General features: G+C 74.2%; 15 protein-coding genes. 8 read left to right on the top strand and 7 right to left on the bottom strand.

The window, feature by feature from the left end; all coding sequences use genetic code 11:
- Nucleotides 1-430 precede the first annotated feature (430 nt).
- Nucleotides 431-1,090 (bottom strand): hypothetical protein, encoded by a 660-nt coding sequence (locus AC6JBM_RS08585; RefSeq protein WP_497983057.1) that lies wholly within the window; start codon nucleotides 1,088-1,090, stop codon nucleotides 431-433.
- Nucleotides 1,091-1,667: 577 nt separating this feature from the next.
- Here AC6JBM_RS08585 and AC6JBM_RS08580 point away from each other — a divergent pair.
- Nucleotides 1,668-2,018, top strand: a complete 351-nt coding sequence (locus tag AC6JBM_RS08580; protein ID WP_350610723.1) for an STAS domain-containing protein — start codon at nucleotides 1,668-1,670, stop codon at nucleotides 2,016-2,018.
- 332 nt (nucleotides 2,019-2,350) lie between these two features.
- Here the strand turns inward: AC6JBM_RS08580 and AC6JBM_RS08575 are convergent, their stop codons facing one another.
- The 3 genes from AC6JBM_RS08575 to AC6JBM_RS08565 all read right to left on the bottom strand — a co-directional run bounded on the left by AC6JBM_RS08575 (nucleotide 2,351) and on the right by AC6JBM_RS08565 (nucleotide 5,502).
- Nucleotides 2,351-3,235 (bottom strand): DUF3159 domain-containing protein, encoded by an 885-nt coding sequence (locus AC6JBM_RS08575; RefSeq protein WP_497983056.1) that lies wholly within the window; start codon nucleotides 3,233-3,235, stop codon nucleotides 2,351-2,353.
- Nucleotides 3,236-3,430: 195 nt separating this feature from the next.
- A complete protein-coding gene (locus tag AC6JBM_RS08570) occupies nucleotides 3,431-4,630 on the bottom strand; it encodes a polysaccharide lyase family 7 protein (protein WP_497983055.1) in 1,200 nt (399 codons plus the stop codon).
- Between the two features lie 146 nt (nucleotides 4,631-4,776).
- A complete protein-coding gene (locus AC6JBM_RS08565) occupies nucleotides 4,777-5,502 on the bottom strand; it encodes a tyrosine-protein phosphatase (protein WP_497983054.1) in 726 nt (241 codons plus the stop codon).
- Between the two features lie 250 nt (nucleotides 5,503-5,752).
- Between AC6JBM_RS08565 and AC6JBM_RS08560 the strand changes: the two genes are divergently transcribed.
- The 5 genes from AC6JBM_RS08560 to AC6JBM_RS08540 all read left to right on the top strand — a co-directional run bounded on the left by AC6JBM_RS08560 (nucleotide 5,753) and on the right by AC6JBM_RS08540 (nucleotide 13,791).
- A complete protein-coding gene (locus tag AC6JBM_RS08560; RefSeq protein ID WP_497983053.1) occupies nucleotides 5,753-7,129 on the top strand; it encodes an aromatic acid exporter family protein in 1,377 nt (458 codons plus the stop codon).
- Between the two features lie 303 nt (nucleotides 7,130-7,432).
- Nucleotides 7,433-8,317 (top strand): septum formation family protein, encoded by an 885-nt coding sequence (locus AC6JBM_RS08555; RefSeq protein WP_497983052.1) that lies wholly within the window; start codon nucleotides 7,433-7,435, stop codon nucleotides 8,315-8,317.
- Between the two features lie 140 nt (nucleotides 8,318-8,457).
- Nucleotides 8,458-10,026 (top strand): ABC-F family ATP-binding cassette domain-containing protein, encoded by a 1,569-nt coding sequence (locus AC6JBM_RS08550; protein WP_497983051.1) that lies wholly within the window; start codon nucleotides 8,458-8,460, stop codon nucleotides 10,024-10,026.
- Between the two features lie 190 nt (nucleotides 10,027-10,216).
- On the top strand, nucleotides 10,217-12,601 hold the full coding sequence (locus tag AC6JBM_RS08545) for a DUF6493 family protein (protein WP_497983050.1): 2,385 nt from the start codon (nucleotides 10,217-10,219) through the stop codon (nucleotides 12,599-12,601).
- Entirely contained in the window at nucleotides 12,598-13,791 is a 1,194-nt protein-coding gene (locus AC6JBM_RS08540; RefSeq protein WP_497983049.1) for an SWIM zinc finger family protein, read from the top strand. Before AC6JBM_RS08545 ends, AC6JBM_RS08540 begins: the two co-directional genes overlap by 4 nt.
- A 23-nt stretch (nucleotides 13,792-13,814) precedes the next feature.
- On the opposite strand, the gene AC6JBM_RS08535 is transcribed toward AC6JBM_RS08540, so the two are convergent.
- The 3 genes from AC6JBM_RS08535 to AC6JBM_RS08525 form a co-directional block, all read right to left on the bottom strand.
- Complete coding sequence (locus AC6JBM_RS08535) at nucleotides 13,815-14,321, bottom strand: hypothetical protein (protein ID WP_497983048.1); 507 nt, start codon at nucleotides 14,319-14,321, stop codon at nucleotides 13,815-13,817.
- 197 nt (nucleotides 14,322-14,518) lie between these two features.
- Nucleotides 14,519-15,577, bottom strand: a complete 1,059-nt coding sequence (locus AC6JBM_RS08530; RefSeq protein WP_497983047.1) for an FAD-dependent oxidoreductase — start codon at nucleotides 15,575-15,577, stop codon at nucleotides 14,519-14,521.
- 18 nt (nucleotides 15,578-15,595) lie between these two features.
- Complete coding sequence (locus AC6JBM_RS08525) at nucleotides 15,596-17,560, bottom strand: hypothetical protein (RefSeq protein ID WP_497983046.1); 1,965 nt, start codon at nucleotides 17,558-17,560, stop codon at nucleotides 15,596-15,598.
- 117 nt (nucleotides 17,561-17,677) lie between these two features.
- Between AC6JBM_RS08525 and AC6JBM_RS08520 the strand changes: the two genes are divergently transcribed.
- The gene (locus AC6JBM_RS08520; protein WP_497983045.1) at nucleotides 17,678-18,637 is read left to right on the top strand and encodes a phosphotransferase family protein; all 960 of its coding nucleotides are present in this window, start codon (nucleotides 17,678-17,680) and stop codon (nucleotides 18,635-18,637) included.
- Between the two features lie 46 nt (nucleotides 18,638-18,683).
- Complete coding sequence (locus AC6JBM_RS08515; protein WP_497983044.1) at nucleotides 18,684-20,453, top strand: PAS domain-containing protein; 1,770 nt, start codon at nucleotides 18,684-18,686, stop codon at nucleotides 20,451-20,453.
- Nucleotides 20,454-20,488 lie beyond the last annotated feature (35 nt).

The following is a 20,488-nucleotide window of genomic DNA, read 5'->3' as shown; positions in this document are numbered from 1 at the left end:
GCTCGAATCTCGTCCAGGCGCCCGGCCCGGGCCGACCGGCCCCTCGTCCGTATGTGCGCGGGTCGGCCGTGCGCCCGGTCCCAGGTCGCCGGTGTGCGGCCCGGCTCGGGCTCCTCCGCCAGCACTCGGCAGCGCGCGGCCCGGCCACCGGCGCACGGAGACGGTCGTGCACGCGGCCCGCTCCGCCGGGGTGCCCGCCGACCGGCTGCACACCGAACGCGCTCGACTCGCCCCGGCTCGGGCGCCTGGGCTCGGCGAGGTCAACTCCAGGTTGCCCGGGTCGACGATCGGCGCCCGGTGCTCGGCGCCCGGTGCTCGACTCAACCGAGTTCGGGCGGTGCGGCTCGGCAAGTGAGCGGCGCCGGTTTCCCACGGAAATGTCCGAACACTTCGTGTCCGGACATTTCCGACTTTTCGTATATGCCCGGGTTTACGACTGCTGCGTAACCTGCATCGGCAGCATCCGGCCGAGCTCCTCGCGCATCACCGCGGCCGCCGCGTCGAAGTCGTCGGCCTTGGTCTCCGTGCCGTCGCGGGTCACCACGCGCCACTTGCCGTCGGCCGACGAGGACAGGGTCGCGCGGCCGGGCTGGATGCCGCGCTCGAAGTCCGCGGTCGAGGAGGCGGTGAACGTGGCGACCGCCGGGCGGTGGCGGTGCAGGAACCGGTCGGCGACGGCGAGCAGCGGCTCGCGCACGTCGGTGTCGGCCGGGATCGGGGTGATGTCATAGCAGCGGTACGCGCGCGCGGCCACCAGCACCCGAATGCGCTCGGCGTCGAGCATCAGCGCACCGTCCGCGTGATCGTCCGCCGTGAGCCCGACCTGCACGAACCCGCGGGGCCCGTGCAGCCCGGCGGCAACGGCCGCGACCGCGGGGGCGAGCTCGAGCCGGCTGCCGCTCCCCTCGACCGGCGCGGCCAGGTGGCGCAGGAGCAGCGACCCGACGCCCGCGCTGAGCACCGAGTCGGTGCGGTCGGCCTCGGTGAGCCCGAGCAGCCGCGGCGTCTGCCCCGGCTGGCTGGCACTGGCCAGCAGGAACGACAGTTCGGCGGCGGTCATGCTGAGCTGTTCGGTGGCGGTCCCGTCCATGGCGTCCTATCCCGTCGCGCGGCTGTCGTGGCAATGCCCCCTGCGACCGGCGCGGCGAACGCTCCGCCGCATCGAGGGGTCGAAAGGCTCAACGTCGCCGGCCGCCGGGAGTCACGCATCGATTCCACCTCCGGCAGGACTCGTAGCCACCCGCCGGAGGGCACGCACCGAATCCACCGTCCGTTCCGCCGCCCGCAGGACTCGCCTTCGGTGCCGGCCTCTGAATCCGTCGCCTGTGTGAAGCCGCCACCGATCACCCGCGGCGCACACCCCGAATCCACCCGCCCGTAGGACCCACCTTCGACCGCCCGGACGACTCGCCGCTGGCCGCCGGGGCACCTACCGAATCCGTCGCCCGCGGGGTTCGGCGCCGGTCTGCCGAGTTGTCGAGGCGGCGGGAAAGCGGATCGCGATAGGTTCGAATACGGGGGGTGAAGGCGGGCGACGCTAACCGACACGCGCTGGTTTCAAATCGGGCGTGGGATCGCGAGGGGCGATCACGGGGGCGGTAACATGCCGCGTGTTCGACCGGAGAGGGACCTCGCTTGACGCAGCGTGACAGGCCATGGGGGCGGAAATGACCGACGGCATCGCGACCGGCACCGTGGGTGGGTGCGTGGTAGTCACGCCGACCGGGGCGCTCGACGTTGCCACCTCGCCGGAGCTGCACGCGCTGCTGCATCAGACCCTCGACGACGGCGAGACGCGGCTGGTGCTCGACCTGTCCCAGGTCGACTTCATCGACTCCACGGCGCTGCGGGTGCTGGTGTCGATCCACAAGCGCCTGCGGGAGGGCGGCGGCTTCGCCGTGGTGTGCCCGCACGCGCGCATCCGGCGGATCTTCGACCTGACCGCGCTCGACCGGGTCCTGACGCTGACCGACACCGTGGACGAGGCCCTGGCGGCACTCAGCAAGACGCCCCGGTAGCCGGGCGGCACCGACCAGACCGCGGCGCGCGAGGCGGACTCGCCCCAGCCGGGCGGGGCGACGCGAACTCGTCCAGCCGGGTAAGGCGACGCGGGCGGGCGGATCGAGGCCGGCGGATGCCGGAATAGCTCACCAGCAGGGTGCGGCGCCGGACAAAAGACAGCCGGGCGGCGCCATGCGGGGCCCACGGGTCCGTCAGGCGCGCTCGTCCAGCCGCACGACGGCGCCATTGCGGGCTGTGGTGCGTCAAGCGCGCTCGTTCAGCCGCACGACGGCGCCATTGCGGGCCGCGGTGCGTCACGCGCGACGGCGCCGTTGCGGGCCGCGGTGCGTCAGGCGGGCTCGTCCAGCCGAGCGGGGCGGGGGTGGCGGATGCCAGGGTGGTCCGCGGGCAGAGCCCGGCGCAGAACCCACCAGCTCACCGCCAGACAAGCGGCCACCAGCGGCCAGGTCAGCATCGTCTGCGCGGCGGCCAGCCACAGCACGGCACCCGCGGCGTAGAGCGGGATGAAGACGGCGAGGCGGATGACGTACTGCAGCACCCACACCCAACTCGCGCGCTGATAGGCCCGCAGCAGGGCCCCGTCGGACCGCCAGCGGGTCTTCTGGCCCAGGACCGTGCCGACGATCAGGCCGAGGAAGGGCCAGCGGACCAGAATGCTCGCGGCCCAGGCCAGGGCGGAGACGGCGTTGGTCAGCACGCGTACGCCGAAGAAGTCCTCGGCCCGCCCGGTCCGCAGGGCCACCAGGGCACCGGCGCAGACGACGAGGAGACTCAGGACGGTGCCGATCGGGCGCCGGCGCTCCGCCAGACGCCAACCGGCGACGATCGCTCCTGCCAGCACGGCGATGCCCGCGCCCCACGGGATCGAGTGGCCGCCGGCCACCCAGCCGATCGCGAAGCCGGCCAGCGGGGCCGCGGTCTCGACGGCCGAGCGCCAGCCGCCGAGCAGATCGGTGAGCGACTCGTCCGCGGGCTGACCCGAACCAGCGCCGTCCGCGGGCTGACCCGAACCGGCAGCGTCCGCGGGCTCACCCGAACCAGCGCCGCCCGCGGGCTGACCCGAGCCGACAGCGTCCGCCGCCTGGTCCGAGCCGACAGCGTCCGCAGCGGCCGGAGCCGTCGGCGCAGCATCGCCGGAGGGCGGAACCGCGTCGGCACCACTCGGGCCGTCCCCCGCGTCGACCAGCTCTGCCGGCTCACTCTCGCGCGCCATCCGTCCCCCGCCTCGCCCACGCTCCGCTCGAACGAAGGTTAGCCTGCCCTATCGGGCGCGAGCGAGGCAAGAAGACGAACGCGCTGGGCATCACGGCCATGACGCACGGTCAGCACTCCGAGCACGCACGCCGCGCCTCACGCTCAGCACACCAGGCGCTGCCCATGAGACGCGGCCGCAAACGCGCGAAGCGGGTCAGCCGTGACTCACGGTCAGCGCGTAGAACTTCACCTTCGCGCCGTTCGTGGTGCTCTCCGACGAGGACTGGTTGTAGGAGCCGGCCTTGAAGTACATGCCGTACTGGTTGAACGACGACGGAATCCCATAGCTCGTCGTGCTGCCGTTGATCGTCAGCTTGATGGTGTTCCCGCCGGAGACCGCGATCACGTAGCTCCACTTCACCCCGAGCGGCACGTTGCCCACGGTGTGCAGCGTCTGGCCGCCGTCCGGCGAGTTCTCGGTGCCGAGGATGATGTCGCCGTTGGGCCGGTAGTACAGCTCCAGCAGCGGCTTCGTCGACGGTCCGCCGGTGCCGAGGTGGATCTGCCCGACGCACACGTTCTTCGTGACCGAGGGGATGCGCAGCGTCGCGGAGAGCTTGTGCGAGCCCGCGAGCTTCCAGTCGGCCGCACTGCCATTGGCGTTCATCTCACGCAGCTCGGAGCGCGCGTAGTTGGAGTTCGGCGTGGTCACGCCCTTCTCCGGCGCCCAGAACGTCATCGAGCCGTCGGTCTTGTCGGTGAAGAAGTACGCCGGGTTGACGTACCCGTTCGCCCCCTTCAGCTGCGAGGGCGGGATCTGCGTCGGCGATCCGGGGCTGCCCGTCGGCAGCTGGAGCTGCCAGATGGACAGGTCGAAGTTCCCGCCCGGCGCGACGGCCGGGTCGAGGCCCGACGAAGGCGTCGTCGGCGTCGTCGTACCGCCCGGCAGCGTCCACGCCTGGTTCGCCGAACCCGCGCAGGTCCAGATCTGCAGGCGAGTACCGTTGGCAGAGCTCTGATCCGTGGCGTCCAGGCACTTGCCCGAACCCGTGTTGACCAGCGCCGACCCGTTCGCGGTCCACTGCTGGGCCGCGGTGCCGTTGCAGTCGTAGAGCTGGATCTTCGCCCCGTTGGCGGTCGACGCCGCCGTCACGTCGAGGCACTTGCCGAGCGCTCGGACGGTGTTGTCCGCGGTGCCGATCGTCCAGCTCTGCGCGTTCGTGCCATTGCAGTCGTACAGCTGGATCGCGGCCCCGTTCGCCGAGCTCGCGCCGGCCACGTCGACGCACTTGCCGCCGAGGCCGACGATCGGCCCGGCGGTCGCCGCGGTGGCCGCGGTGACCCCGAGCACGCCGAGCGCGCCGGCCACGGCGGCGGTGGTGAACCCGATGAGAATCTTGGAACGGCGTTTCATGGGCGGTCCCTTGCCGATCGGGGGTTATCTGGCAGAGTGGCTGCCAATAAACGCCCCCATCGATGCGTTGTCAACCGGCCCGCGAACCCGAAAACGGGCATCCGCGCAGCTCACACCGTTGTTAGGAAACTTGAATTAAGTTTCGCTTAGCCAGCCGGCCGCTCCAGCAGGTTCTCCTCGAGGCGGGCGAAGGTCGCGGCGGACAGGCCGAGGTAGTCGCGGACCGACCCGTGCCGCGCGCGCAGGTCGGCGAGGAACAGCTGCATGGTCTCGGCCGGCGAGAGCAGCCACCGCGCGGGCATCCTGGCCACCTCGGGGTTGAGCGCGCGCAGGAACGCCATGCTGCGCTCGGTCGCGCCCTGGGTGAGCGCGTAGTCCTCGGCGATCACGTCGTCGGGCACGCCGAGCGCCCCGAGCGTGACCGCGGCCACCACGCCGGTGCGGTCCTTGCCGGCGACGCAGTGGACCACGACGGGCGCGTTCTCGGCGTCGGCGATGATCTCGACCGCGGCCACGACCGCGGCCCGCCCGTCCTCGGCGAGTTCGAGGTAGCGGTTGGCCAGCCAGCGGGCGTCGCTGGCCTCGTCGGCGTCGACGGACGCCTCCCACTCCGCGTGTACCGGATGCAGATGGTGGTACGTCAGCCCGTCGAACGCGTGCACCCGCCCGTCGCGCTCGATCTCGCGCGGGCGGCGCAGGTCGATGACGGTGCGCACGCCGAGCGCGGTGAACGAGGCGGCGTCGGCCGGGTCGATGCGGCTGAGCGAGTCCGACCGGAAGAGCCGGCGCCAGCGGGTCGTCCGGCCGTCGGCCGCGGGGTACCCGCCGAGATCGCGGAAGTTGAACAGGTTGGGGTGGTCGTAGTTCCGCACGGCTTGGACCCTACGCGAGGCGGCCCTCGCGGTGGGGGGCGCGATAAGTCGGGCGCTCCGCGCCGCGACTTATCGGACATTTCATGATTTACCGGTGCGTGCGGCTTTCAATGCTCCGGCTCGCGCGACCCGGGCAGGACCCGAATGGCGCGGAGGGCGCCGCGGGCGAGTGTGTGCTTGACCGCTTCACGGCGTCGCCGAGGCCCCCGGTTGAGAGGATCGAGCCGTGGCACGCAGACCCCATGAAGTCGTGACCGAACCGCTCGGAGCACTGCTCGCCAGCGTGCCGCAGAGCAAGCCGAGCTGGCTCACCATCGCCAAGACCACCGCGGCCGCGACGATCGCGTGGGCCCTCGCCCGGCAGCTCAACGAGAACGCCGCCGTCCTCTTCGCGCCCGTCGTGGCGGTGCTGACATTGCAGGCCAGCGTGTACGGCTCAATCGCCACCGGCCTCCAACTGCTCTTCGCGAACCTCATCGGCACCGCGCTGGCCATCGCCTGGACGCAGCTGCTCGGGCTCACCTGGTGGTCGCTGGCCCTCGCGGCGTTCGCCGCGCTCGCGGTCGCGAGGCAGGTCACGAACACGCCCCTGGCTCGCAACCAGCTCACCATCGCGACCCTGGCGGTGCTGGTGCTGGCACCGATGGCGCGCGGGTACGGCCAATGGCGCTTCGTCGACGTGGCCCTCGGCTCGGTCGTGGGGTTGACGATCGCGGTGGTCGTGCCCGAGCGACCGCGGATCGCGAAGATCCGGGCGACGCTGGAGGCGTGGGGCCGCGGGTGCGTCTCGGTGCTCCAGCACATCGCGGACGAGCTGGGAACGCGCCCGGACCCGGCGGCGGGCGGCACGGGCACCCAGCCGAACCCGGCGGTGGGCGGCACGCCACCGGCGGACGAGCCGGGCACCCGCCCGGACCCGGCGACGGGCGGCACACCACCGGCGGACGAGCCGGGCACCCGCCCGAACCCGGCGACGGGCGGCACACCACCGGCGGGCGAGCCGGGCACCCGCCCGAACCCGGCGACGGGCGGCACACCACCGGCGGACGAGCCGGGCACCCGCCCGAACCCGGCGACGGGCGGCGCACCACCGGCGGGCGAGGCCGTCCGGCCGCTCGGGCCCACGGAGCGGCACGACTGGATCGCCGAGTCGCGCAAGCTCAACGAGGTCGGCTCGGAGGCGGCCGCCGCGGTCGCCGGGGTCGAGGAGGTCACGCTCCTCAACGTGTTCGCGCGCGGGCTGCGGCGGGACGTGGAGCAGGTCCGGCGGGAGCAGCTCTGGCTCGTGCGCGTCACGCTGCAGGTGCGGGCGATCTCGCTCGCGACGGACCGGCTGTACGACCGGCCGGGCCAGCCACCGGCCCTCGACCGCGCCACGCTGCGCGCGCTCATCAACGCGCTCGCGCACCTGCTCGAGCGGCGCATCGAGGGCGAGGAGGTCAACGACACGTCGCTGCGGGCGGGGCTGATCGCGGCGGTCGAGCGCGTGCACACCGTGTTCCCGACGGCGATCGCGGTGCTCGACTCGGTGTCGCTGCTCGGGCGGCTCGACCAGCTGCGCCAGGACATCGCGGGCGAGTCCGCCGAGGCCCTGGTCAATCCGGACACTCTTCCCCGAAATGCGTGAATACCCTGTCGGGCGATAAGTCCGAAATGTCGCGGCGCGAAGCGCCCGACATTTCGGCCCGCGCAGCGTCGCCCCGCGCAGCATCACCGCCGCGCAGCATCGCCCCGCACAGCGTCGCCCCGCACAGCGTCGCCCCGCACAGCGTCACCGCCGCGCAGCATCACCGCCGCGCAGCATCGGCCCCGCGGCGCCCGGCATTGCGGCCCGCGCAGCCCGCGGCCGCCCGTCGACTGTTCGGTTGATTCCGGCGCCCCCGAGAAGGTGACACAGTGCCCCTCGCATCATTCGCGGGGGAGGCAACCGATGAAGCGCATCGCGCTGCTGGCCTGTGCCGTGGCGCTCGTCGCCGCGGCCGCCGGCTGCGGTCCGGCCCGGGCCGGCGACGGCAACCTGGTCGACGACTGGACCATGCTCACGGCCGCCAAGGTCCCGGAGCCCACCGCCGGCAGCTGCTGGTCGACCACGGCGAGCACCGCCTCCGGCGCGGCCAGCGTGGCGATGATCCAGCAGCCGTGCGACATGGACCACGTCTTCGAGACGGTGAGCGTCGGGCACTTCACCGGCGCCGCGGAGAAGGGCACGAACCCGCCCGTGGCAGCGGCCCTCGCCACGGCGTGGACGGAGTGCGACCAGGCCGCGAGCGACTACCTCGGCGGCGAGTGGCAGGGCGGCCGCGTGTGGGTCGTGGTCACCGCGCCGACCGCCCGGCAGTGGGAGGGCGGCGCGCGGTTCTACCGCTGTGACGTCGGGGCGCTGCGCTCCGAGGCCGGCATGCTCGAGCCGCGCAAGGCGACGATGAAGGGCGCGCTCGCCGGCGATCTGAAGCTCGGCTGCGGCGTGCTGGTCGGCACCACGCAGGACAGCTGGGACGACATCACGCCGGCGAAGTGCACCGACCCGCACGACGCGGAGTACGTGGGGACGGTGTCCAGCCCGGTCAAGGACTACCCGGCCGACGAGAAGGCCTACGACGCCGCGTTCGGCAAGGCGTGCGAGACCAAGCTGTTGTCCTACGCGAACATGAGCCGCACGAGCTGGAACTCGCAGAAGGCGCTCTACTACGGGTACTGGATGACCGGCGACGAGGACGAGTGGGCCGCGGGCAACCACAGCGCCCGGTGCTACGCGATGATCGAGAAGAAGAAGATCAGCCGCTCGCTCAAGGGGGCCGGGGACGGGCAGGTCTGACGGCGGCGGCGAAATCACATTGCCGGGGCCGGGCGGCCGGGTTATCTTCAAGGGGATGTGATCACCAGACCTTCCCGCGCCCGCGCCTGAGGACCTATGTGCCCGGCGGGCGGAAGTGTCTACCCCATTGGTGGTCCGCCTTGTCTCGACAGCCTCTGCTCGCCCATGACCTCGTGCGCACCTTCGGCACCCGCCGCGTGCTCGACGGGGTCTCCCTCACCGCCGCGCCCGGCCGCCGCATCGGCCTGATCGGCGAGAACGGCACCGGCAAGTCCACGCTGCTGCGGCTGCTGGCCGGCGCCGACGAGCCCGACGGCGGCACCGTCGAGCGCCCGGCCGACCTCGGGTACCTGCACCAGGAGATGCCGTTCGACCCGGCCGCGACCGTGGCCGACGTCGTCGCCGACGCGGTGCGCGAGGCCCGCGAGTGCCTCGCCGCCATGGACGCCGCCCTCGCCGCCGGGCACCTCGACGACTACGCCGGGCTGCTGGAGCGCGCCCAGGAGATCGACGCCTGGGACGCCGACCGGCGAGCCGGGATCGTCCTCGACGGTCTGGGTCTGGCAGCGGTACCGCATGATCGGCGCCTGTCCACCCTCTCGGGCGGGCAGCGCGGACGCCTCGCACTCGCGGCCCTGCTCGTGCGCCGCCCGGCCGCGCTGCTGCTGGACGAGCCGACGAACCACCTCGACGACGACGCCGCGGCGTTCCTCGAGGCGCAGCTGCGGGAGCTGCCCGGCGCGGTCGTGCTCGCCAGCCACGACCGGGCGTTCCTCGACGCGGTCTGCACCGACGTCGTCGACCTCGACCCGGCCGTCGACGGGCCGGTGCGCTACGGCGGCGGGTACTCCGCGTACCAGGCCGAGCGCCGCGCCGAACGCGAACGCTGGGAGCGCCGCTTCGCCGAGGAGCAGGAGGAGCTCGACGCGCTGCGGCACGCGGTCTCGGTGACCGCGCACCAGGTCGCGCACAACCGGCCCAAGCGCGACAACGAGAAGATGAACTTCGGCCGCACCACCGGCCGGGTCGAGGGCCAGATCTCCCGCCGCGTCCGCAACGCCGCCCGGCGCCTGGACACGCTCACCCGCGAGCAGGTCCGCAGGCCCCCGCCGCCGCTGCGGTTCCGCGCCGGTGCGCTCGCCACCGAGGCCGACGGCCTGCTCGTGGCGCTGCGCGACGTGCACGTGCCGGGCCGGCTGACCCTCGACCGGCTCGACATCCCGGCCGGCGACCGGCTCCTCGTCACGGGCGCGAACGGCACCGGCAAGTCGACGCTGCTCGCCGTCGTCGCCGGGCGGGTCCCGGCCGCGGGCGTCCAGCGCCGGCCCGGCCTGCGCGTCGGGCTGCTCACGCAGGACACGGCCTTCGAGCGCCCGGACCGCACGGCCCTGGCGACCTACGAGGCCGTGCTCGGGGAGGATCGAGCGGCGGCGGTACCGCTGCGCAGCCTCGGCCTGCTCACCCCGCGCGACGCGGCCAGGCCGGTCGGCGAGCTCTCCGTGGGCCAGCGCCGCCGGCTCGACCTGGCCCTGCTCATCGCGGACCCGCCGGACCTGCTGCTGCTCGACGAGCCGACGAACCACCTCTCCCCCGCGCTGTGCGACGAGCTCGAGGCGGCGCTCGCCACCGGCCCCGGCGCGTTCATCGTCGCCAGCCACGACCGCTGGCTGCGTTCCCGCTGGGCGGGCCGCACACGGCAGCTGGGCTGAGCCGCGATGCTGACGATCGACGCCATGCACGCGCGGCCGCGGAAGTCGTCGCCGGCCACGACCACCGGCTGCGCTCCCGGCAGCGGGGCTGAGCCGCGATGCTGACGATCGACACCATGCACGCGCGGCCGCGGAAGTCGTCGCCGGCCACGACCACCGGCTGCGCTCCCGGCAGCGGGGCTGAGCCGCGATGCTGACGATCGACGCCATGTACGCGCGGCTGCGGGACTCGGACGACGGCGTCGGGATCCTCCTGGCGGACCTGTGGCGGCTCGATCCGGGGCCGCCGCCCGCCGGGCCGCCGCCCCCACGGCTGCGCCAGCAGGTGGCCGAGGTCGTGGGGAACATCGCGGTGCACTGGCCGCAGCGGGCGATGTTCGCCGGGGTGCGCACCCTGGAACGGCTGGGCCAGATCACGCTGGAGCGCGACGAGACCTACGTGCTGGCGATGATCTCGGCCCTGGGCGACCGGGGCGAGGCCGAGCCCCGCCTGGCCGCGATCCGCGCCGACGAGGAGCTGCGCGAGTCGCTGCTGTGGCGCGTCTTCGAGGTCGAGGGCGGCGGCGAGGTGAGCCTGGCCAACGTGGACAAGTTCAGCCACCCGGACGCGGGCTGGAGCGCGTGCCTGCACACCCTCGCGGCCGACGGCACGCTGCCCCGCGAGCGGCTCCTCGACGCCTGCCTGCGCGCCCTGGCCCGGGACTTCAGCGCGTACCGCGCCGGCTTCTTCTCGCAGCTGTACACCGCCCTGGCGCCCGCCCCGGCCGAGCTCGACCAGGCGCGGCTGCTGCGCCTGCTGGCGTCGGGGGTGCCCGCGACCGTCTCGTTCGCGGTGCGGCACCTGGTGGCCGTGGACAAGGCGGGCGGGCTGGACGACCCCGCCTTCGTCGGCGGGGCCGGGGCGGCGCTGACGGTGCCGGCGAAGGGTACTCCCCTGGCCGTCCTGGCGCTCCTGGCCCGGATTCAGGCGCGCAACCCGTTGCTGGCCGACGACATCACGGCGGTCGTCGCGCTCGGCCTGGAGCATCGGCATCGCGAGGTGCAGCAGCGCGCCCTGGCCCTGCTGCGGGCGGCGGGCGCCACGGCGGAGATCGCCGGGCGCATGGAGCTGCTGGAGCCGACGGTCGCCCGCGAGGCCGCCGACTGGCTCGGCTCAGGTCCGTCCACTGTGGATCCGCAGTCGGCCGGGCCGGGAACCGAGCCGTCGGCCGAGCCGGGAAAGCAGCCCCCGGCCGAGCCGGGAAAGCAGCCCCCGGCCGAGCCGGGAACGCAGCGGTCGGTGGACGAGCGGGTCGCGGCGCTGCTCGCCGGTGAGACGGACCCGTTCGAGATCGAGCGCTTCCTCGCCGACGTCGCCGCGGGCCGGGTGGGCCGCGACCTGTCCGGGCCGGCGCGGCGGGTGCACCGGCGCGGCGACGACGGGTCGATCGCCTTCGCCGCCGCCGCCCTCGTGCTCGGCGAGCCTCCCAGGGCGCGCGGGACGCTCCCGGCCGAGCGGATCCGCGAGCTGCATCGCCTGGCCGGGCCGCGCCCGCTGCTGGCCACGCCCACCGACGCGTCCGGGTGGCTCGACCCGGCCGAGCTCGTCGCGCGCCTGGCCGCCGCCCCGCAGCCGCCGCACCACGATCTCGTCGCCGCCCTGCTGCGCCTGCACCCCGACGGCCGGGCCGGGGCCCTGCGCGCCGCGGCCGGGCTGCCGGGCGAGGCGGGCGCCGCGGTGCGGTACGCGCTCGGCGGGCCGCCCGCCCCGATCGGCGACCGGGCCGTGTGGATCGCCGCCGCCCGCTCCCGCGCCCCGCTGGACGACGACCCGCACCTGCTCGCCGCCGGGCTCGGCGATCCGGGCCAGGGCCGGGCCGTGGACATCCCGCTGCGGGTCACCGAGCACCGGCACACCTACCGGGACGGGCCGCACACGCGGTCGGTGCAGTGGTCCGAGCCGGACCTGCGCACGTACAAGGGCGCCGCCGACCAGCCGACCGTCCTCGCCGCCCGGGACTGGCCGGGGCCAAGCTGGATTCCGTGGCTGGCGTGGACCTGGCCGCACGACGCCGAGGTCTTCTGCGGCGAGGCCCTCGGGGAGATGCTCGGCGCGGCCGACACCGAGCGGGCCTACGGCGCGCCCGCGGTCCTCGACGCCCTCGCCGGGCACCCCGGGCGGCTCGGACCGCTGGCCGCCGGGGTCCTGGCCGCCGGGCTGACCGCGACCGAGATCGGGCCCCGCACGCGCGCCGCCGAGGCCTTCGCGGCGGTCGTACCGCCCCGCCGCCTCGACCCGGCCCTCCTCGCCGGCGCGATGGTGACCCTGGCCCACCACGCGACCGCGAGCCGCTGGTCCTCGGCGCTGCGCGCGTCGGGCGCCGCGCCGGCCGTGGCCGACGTGCTGTCCCGCGCCCTGCCGCGGCTCCCCCGCGACCACCCCGGCCTGCACGCGCTGATGGCGACCCTGCACGAGGAGTCCGTCCGGGCCGGTGGCGTCCCCGTGTCGCCCGGGTTGCGCGCGTGGCTGGCGGGGTTCGCGGGCTCGTCCAAGGCCGCGAAGACCGCCCGGGCGCTGCTGGCCGAGCCGGCATGAGCGACGTCGAGCAGGCCTACCGGTACCTGCGCCCCTCCACCGTGGACGATCGCGGCACGGTGCTGTCCACGAGCGGCGGCCCGGAGCCGAACCCGTACTTCTACGACGGCCTCGTCGAGCACGCCGAGCCCGTGGCCGCCGCCCTGCTGACCGTGGCCCGGATCGCCCGCACCCGCTTCCACACCCCGCCGAACATGGTCGCGGCCGCGATCCGGGCCGCCGATCCGGTGGTGACCGCGGACGCGGCCGGGCACCTGCGGTTCGAGGCGCTGTCGGCGTGCTGCGGCGTGTACGGCCGGCTCGACCTGCTTCCCGAGGCGCTCGAGTCCGTCCCGCGCGCGTGCGGAACGACCAATGTGGACGTCAACGCGCCCATGCGCGAGGCCCTCGCCGGGATCGGCGGGCTCGATCCGATGCGGCTCGCCGTCGGGGCCGACGAGCTGCGGCTGTCCACGCTGGACGGTGACGTGGTCGAGCGGCGGGTACCGCTGCCCGAGCGCTGGGTGCGCAGCCTCGCCGAGGTGCACGTGCTGGCGCGGGCGATGGGGCCGGGGGCGCGGTACCCGGCCGCGGCCGTGCGCCGGCTCCTGCAGGCCCAGCCGCGCGGGCCGCAGCACGGCACCCTCTTCGCGGCTCCGTCGCCGGCCGGCCCGCAGCTGTCCACCCGGCCGGTGCCCGGGGCGGTGGGGGTCGCGGGGCTGGACCGGCTGCGGGTGGTGGAGCCGCTGCTGCGCCGGGCGAGCGGGGTCCGCACCTTCGGGCTCGGCACCGCCTCCGCCTGGGTGCTCGACCTGCCGGGCGCCCGGTTCACGGCCATGCTGAGCCCGGCGCCGAGCCGCGCGTTCTCCGGGGAGGGCGGCATCCTCGACGGCGGCGATCCGACCGGCGGCGACTTGGCCGGCGGGACCGGGTTCGACCTCGCCGGCGGGGGCGCGTTCGAGCGGGTGCTGCCGCTGGACGCGCTCGTCGACGCCGGGGAGCAGCCGCGGATGCGCGACGCGCGGGCGCTGGTCGCGGCCGGGGCCGTGCACCCGTCGGCGGACGGTGCCGTGGTCCACAGTGGAGGCACTCCGTACACGGTGCGCTCGACGGACGGCGGGGAGCGGTGCACGTGCCAGTGGTTCGCTCAGCACGGGCTCGGCCGCGGGCCCTGCAAGCACATCCTGGCCGTGCGGCTCAGCCGCCCCTAGGCACCGTCCTGCCGGAGCCCCGGCTACGGCAGGCTGGCCCTCTCGCCGGTGAGCTCGTCGGTGACGTGGACGCGGCGGCCGTCCGGCGGGCGGTGCCGCGGGGTGGCCAGGATCTTCGCGAAGCGCACGATGCCGTCGCGCCACCAGGTGCCGTCAGGCAGGCCGAAGAGGTTCGCGTCGAGGTCCGAGCGGACGGTGACGGTCAGGCCGCTCCAGACCCGGTCGGGCTCGCCGGGCAGGGGCGACGGGTGGTCCGAGGTCGTGTGGACGGTCGTGGACCGGGACAGTTCGGTGTACCACAGGCCGGAGCGGATGATGTCGGCCACGGTTCGCCGGGCCGCGTCCGGCGGGGCGGCGACCGTCGCGCCGCGCACGGTGGCCGACAGCGAGCCGCCGTGGTGCAGGGTCACGTCGACCACCGGGGCGGCGGGGGCGAGGCGCAGCAGGTCGGCGGCCGTCCACGCGGCGATCACCAGGGGCCAGTCGGCGGCCGGGTAGGCGCCGAAGTACAGCCCGGGATTCGCCTTCACGGCGCTGGACACCGACCGTACCCGTGAGCGAAGGACCGGTAACCCGTTGTCAGCCACGCGGCAGACTTTGACAGTCGCACCCTTCGATGTCCAGACCCTCGGACCCTGTGGCTGAGATTTAACACAAGACTTGCATGTGCAGATAACACGGTGCGGTCTTGTCCCGCGGACGCCGGGATTCCTGGTGGGAACAACGGTCAGATCGTGACGCGGTCCGAGCCAAAAACCGCTGCCAATGCGTGAACGGCCTCGCGACCGGCCCGGTTGGCCCCGACCGTGCTCGCCGAGGGGCCGTAGCCGACCAGATGGACCAGCGGTTCACGAACGGTGCGGGTGCCCTCCATGCGGATGCCGCCGCCCGGCTCGCGCAGGTGCAGCGGGGCGAGGTGGGCCAGGGCCGCGCGGAAGCCGGTCGCCCAGATGACCGCGTCGAACGGCTCGAACCGCGACCCCCACACGGCGCCGCCGGCCACGAGCCGGTCGAACATCGGGCGCCGGTGCAGGGCGCCGCGCGCCTCGGCCCGGCGGGCCAGATCGGTCCAGCCGAGGCCGGTCACGCTCACCACGCTGCGCGGCGGCAGCCCCGAGGACACCCGGGCGGCGACCTGCGCCACGACCTCGCGGCCGTAGTCCTCGGTGAACTCGCCGGCGTGGAAGACCGGCTCGCGGCGCGTCACCCAGACCGCGGAGGGCAGCTCGGCCAGCAGGTGGATCGCCGACGCGCCGCCGCCGACCACGAGGACCCGCTGGTGCTCGAAGTCCTCCGGCCCGCGGTAGTCCGCGTAGTGCAGCTGGCGGCCGCGGAAGTCCGACGTCCCCGGGTAGTACGGGACGTACGGCGCGGTCCAGGTGCCGGTCGCGTTGATGACGGCGCGCGCGGTCCACGAGCCGGTCCGGGCGTCGGCGCGGAAGCCGTCGCCGTCGCGGGTCACCGCGGTCACCGCGACCGGGCGCAGCACCGGCAGGTCGAAGGCGGCCTCGTAGTCGCGGAAGTACGCCGGGACGACCTCGGCCGCCGAGCCGGCCGGCGGGGGCGTGAACGGGCGGCCGGGCAGGTCGAAGATGCGGTGCAGGGAGCCGGCGGCGAGCGACGGGGAGCGGTGCCGCCACGCGCCGCCCGGGCCCCGGCCGGCGTCGAGCACCGCGAAGGACAGGCCGCGCCGCCGCAGCCAGTAGGCGGCCGACAGCCCGGCCTGTCCCGCGCCGATCACCACCACGTCCACGGCGGGTACAACCCCGCCGGGGACGCGGATCATGCCGGAAGGTGACCGGCCTTACTTCGCCTTGCCCTTCACCAGGGCCCAGGCGGTCGTGTTCAGCGTGTCCTCGGTACCGGCCAGGCCCTCGTCCGGCGTGAACACGTCCTCGCCGAAGTCGTAGTCGAAGTCGTCCGCGGTGCCGCCGATGTTGTCCGGCCCGACGCCGAACAGGCCCGGGAACGCGCCGCCGGCGTCCATGAGGTTGGGCGTGTCGTTGAGCGGGTCGGTGTGGAAGTTGCCGTAGAGGTGCCCGGCCTCGTGCGTGATCACGTTGCCCAGCGCCCGGCCGATGAACTTGATCTTGTTGCTGGCCGGGGTGATGTACGTGTTCAGGGACGCGTCGCCGCTCGGGTCGCTGAGCACGTCGAGCAGCACGATCGCGCTGTCCTCGGTCGCGTAGTTGCCCGGGTCGATGTACTGCGAGATGCCGATCGTGTCGATGCCCGACTCGGCGATCGTGCCGCCGACGACGATGCGGTGCACGTCGGGCCGGCCGAACGGGTCGGCGTCGTCGCGACTGTTGAGGATCTTCAGCCCGACGCGCGGGTCGGTGCCGCGGGCCTTCGCGTCGGTCAGGATGTTCTCCCGCACCGTGGCGATGACCTCGTTGATCACCTTGTCCTCGTCGGCGGCGCTCAGGCCCCACCGGCCGAGGAAGCCCTGCAGCGGGCTGAGCTGGCGCACCCCGGGGCCGCCGAAGATGGCGGTGTTGATCCGGGCGCCGTCGAAGTCCAGGTAGAGCGTCTGGGTGACGCCCTGCTCCAGGGCCTCGGGGCCCGGCCGGTAGGCCTCGACGGTGATGTCGTACTGCCCGGCGAGCCCGCCGACCTCGACGGTGTAGCGGCCGTCGCGCGGCGCCACGTAGGACACGACCGCGTTGCCGCCGCCCGGCAGCGGCGAGGCGGGCGCGTAGATGAAGCTCGCGTCCTGCTCGGAGCCGAAGACGACCCTCCCGCCCGGGTCGCGGACGGTCAGGCGGGTGCCGACCCCGGCCACCGAGCCGCCGAGCACGTCGCCGGCGACCAGGTCCACGGCGTAGAAGTCGAGATCCGGGTACGCGAGGGAGACGTCGAGGTTGTAGGCGCCCTCCCGGCCGGTGCCGAGGCCGCTGCCGGAGTCGAAGGGGTCGGCCGGGAACACGGTGCCCAGGCCGTACCCGGCGATCATCAGGTAGTAGTCGCCGGTCGCCGGGATGGCGAAGTCGAGCAGGCTGCTCAGGCCGGGGCCGCTGTCGTCGTCGGCGGCCACGATCTCGCCGGTCGCGTCGTACAGGCCGACGACGGTGTCCAGGGTGCCCGAGGTGCCGGCGATGAGCTGCTGCCCGGCGTGGCCGTGGACCTTGACGAAGTCGAAGTCGCCGGTCGCGTCGCCGGTGCTGCCGTGCGGGCCGTCGCCGATGGCGCCGGTGGTGCTGAACCCGTTGCGGTTGGCGCCGAGGCCGAACTCGTACGCGAGCGGGATCGAGCCGTCGTCCTCCGCGGCCGGGTTGAGCGCCGAGGGACTCACCGCCTCCGGCGAGAGCTGGCCGAGGACGCGGACGCGGTTGTTGAGCTTCTTGCCGGTCCCGAAACCCTTGATCAGCTCGGCGGTGGCGTGCGAGTCGTTGGACCCGTGGGTGCCCTTCGGCTCGGCCTCGTCGTGGACGATCGGGTTCGCCGCGGCGAGCTTGTTCTGCGCCTGCCGCTGCTGGGCGCGGGCCTTGCCGGCCGCCTTGGACTGCTCGGACCAGTAGTACTTGTCGACCTTGGCCGGGTCCCGCAGCAGCGCGGTGTAGGGGTTCGCGGCCCCGGTCGCGGCCAGCTTGCCGGACGCGGTCTGCTTCGGGACCACCTGGACCCCCGCGGCGAGCTGCCGCCGGATTCCCGCCTGGAGATCACCGTGCGGGGCCTTGGGTGCCGCGGCCGCCGGTGTCTGTGCGACTACCACCCCGGCGCCGGCGATCAGGCCGGCCACGGCGATACTCGCGAGCCTCTTCCTCACTTGGCCTCCCCATTGAGTAAGGCTGATCCGAGCACGCTACCAATGATGTACTTCAATTCGTAAGGCGATCGATCGACCGAGGGACGTCAATGTCCTGGCCGGCGGTAGGGTGTACGGGTGTCCGCGGTCATCAGTCCCACCCAGCGGCAGCTGACGCCGGCGGCCGTCACGGCCCTGCTGCGCGAGCGCTCCGGCCGCATCGCCGTCCACTGTGGACCACTGTCGGGCGGCACCTTCGCGGCCGTCTGGGCGGTCACCCTCGACGACGGCACCGAGGCCGTGGTCAAGATCGGCCCGCCGCCCGGGGTGCCGCTGCTGCGCTACGAGCGCGGGCTGATCGCCGCCGAGGCGCGCTACTACCGCCGGGCCGGCCAGGCGCCCGGGGTGCCGGTGCCGCCGGTGCTCGCCGCCGACGAGGACCTGGTCCTGGCCGGACGGCTGCCGGGACGCCCGTTGACGGAGCCGGATACAGACGACGCATCGGTACGGCACGAGCTGGGCGAGGCACTCCGGCGCCTGCACACGGTGACCGGCGAGCGGTTCGGCTACGACGGGCCCGGCCGGGCGGGCGGCGACACGTGGCCCGCGGCGTTCGCGGCCATGACCGCCGACCTGCTCGCCGACGGCCGCGACTGGGGCGTGGACCTGCCGGTGCCCGAGTCCGAGATCATGGCGGTGCTCGATCGCCACGCGGGAACGCTGGCCGAGGTCACGGTGCCGAGCCTGGTGCACTTCGACCTGTGGGACGGCAACGTGCTGGGCGAGGGCGGGCGGCTCACCGGGCTCGTCGACGGCGAGCGGTACTTCTGGGGCGACCCGCTCTACGACTTCGTCTCCCCCGCGATCGGGCGCCGGATCGAGGACGAGCCCGGGCACCCCGTCCTGCGGGGGTACTACGGGCAGTCGTCGGTCGCGCTCACGGATGCGCAGCGGGTGCGGCTCATGCTGTACCGAATCCAGTTCTGCCTGTTGTTGCTGATCGAGATGCCGAGCCGGGCCGTCGCGGGCGAAGCGGAGCGGGAACGCCGGGAGTGGGTCACCCCCTGGCTGCTCTCGGACCTGCGGGATCTGCACTGATCAATCACGATGTGATATAGATGCATCACCTACGGTGAGGATGTCGATGGGTGTGCTGCGCGGTAGACGACTCCTGGTTGGCTACGCCGTGCTCGTGGCGGCGCTGGCGATCGTGCTCTTCGTCCGGCCGGGCCTGGCCCCGGTCGTCTGGGCGGCGATCGGCCTCGCCTCGGCCGGCGCGATCGTCACCGGCATCGCACGGCACCGCCCGCAGCGGCCCGCCCCCTGGTGGGCACTGTCCGCGGCGCTGATCGCGATGACGGTCGGCGACGTCCTCTACGGCCTCGCGCCGGACGACCCGCCGGCCCTCGCCGACGTCGCCTACCTCACGATGTTCCCGGTCGGCGCGGTCGCCCTCATCGGCCTGACCCGCGCCAGCACGGTCCTCGACGACCGCACCCGCCTGATCGACCTGCTCGCGCTCGGCACCGCCGCGCTGCTGGCCGCCTGGGTGTTCATCGCCTCCCCGCGCCTCGACGGCGGGCTGAGCCCGGCGGACTGGTCCACCGAGGCCGCCTTCACCCTCGGCGACGTGATCGTGCTCGTCGTGACCGTCCGGCTGGTCACGGCGGCGCCGCGCAGCCCGTCCGCGATCCTGCTCGCCGCTGGCGCGGCCGCGATGCTGACCGGCGACGTGTGGTACGGCGTCGGCCACGCCGCCCACGACGTGATGCGCCCCGGCGGGCCCGCGGACCTCGCCTACGTGGTGTCGTACGCCGCCTGGGGCGCCGCCGCCCTGCTGTCCGCGATGACCAGGCTCACCGCCCCGCCGGCCGGCGCCGTGCGCGCCGCCCGCGAGCCGGTGGGCGGCCTCGGCCTGATCCTGCTGCTCGTCTGCGTCGCGTTCGCCCCGCTCGTGCTCATGGTGCAGGCGCTCACGGGCGGCGTGCACGACGGCCCGATGATCGCCATCGCCTCCGGCATCACGCTCGTGCTGCTCGTGGTGCGGCTCAGCGACGCGGTCGGCAAGCACGCCAGCGCCCTGCGCCGCGAGCGCGCCCTGCGCCAGACCGGCACCGTGCTCGTCGGCGCCCACGACGCCGGCCAGGTCGCGGCCGCGGTCAAGTCGGCCGTCGCCACCCTGCTGCCCGCCGAGGCCCCGCACGCGATCGTCGTGGACTTCAGCCTCACCGACCTGCTGCCGCTGGGCGAGCTCAGCACGCCCCGCATCCAGCCGATCGCGGACATCCCGCCGCTGTGGAGCGCGAAGCTCTCCGAGTGGGACCACGTGCTCGTCTGCCCGCTCGACGCCGGCGTGCTCTACGTGGCCGGGCGCCGCCGCGACCTGCTCACCGCGATCGACGCCGTCTCCGTCGTCGCCGGGCAGGCGGCCCTCGCCCTGGCCCGCATCGGCCTGACCGACGCCGCGAGCCGCCGCGACAGCGACGAATACCTGCGCGCCGTCACCGAACACGGCGGCGACGTGGTGCTCGTCCTCGACGACGACCAGCGCATCCGGTACACCAGCCCGTCGGTCACCGAGGTGCTCGGCATCTGGCCCACGCCGTTCGCGACCCTCCGCGAGATCGTCGCCCCCGAGGACCGCGAGCAGGTCGAGCGCACCGTGGCCCGCGCCCGGGACGAGGACCGCGACGGCACCCGCGACGAGTGGAGCCTGCGCCGCCCCGACGGCCGCCGCATCCTGCTCGAGGTCATCTTCCGCGACCTGCGCGACGACCGCCTGGTCCGGGGCATGGTCGTGACGCTGCACGACGTCACCCAGGACCGCCGCGCCGAGCACGAGCTGCTGCGCCGCGCCTTCACCGACACGCCTGCGGCCCAGAATCGCGACAGCTCCGCCCGCAAGTTCCAGTGACCCGCCAGTGGCCCTCCGGCCTCGTCGACCCGCGC

The organism is Dactylosporangium thailandense, from assembly GCF_059739745.1.
Note: the sequence above shows the minus strand (reverse complement) of the source record. Positions and strands in the feature narration are given on the sequence as shown.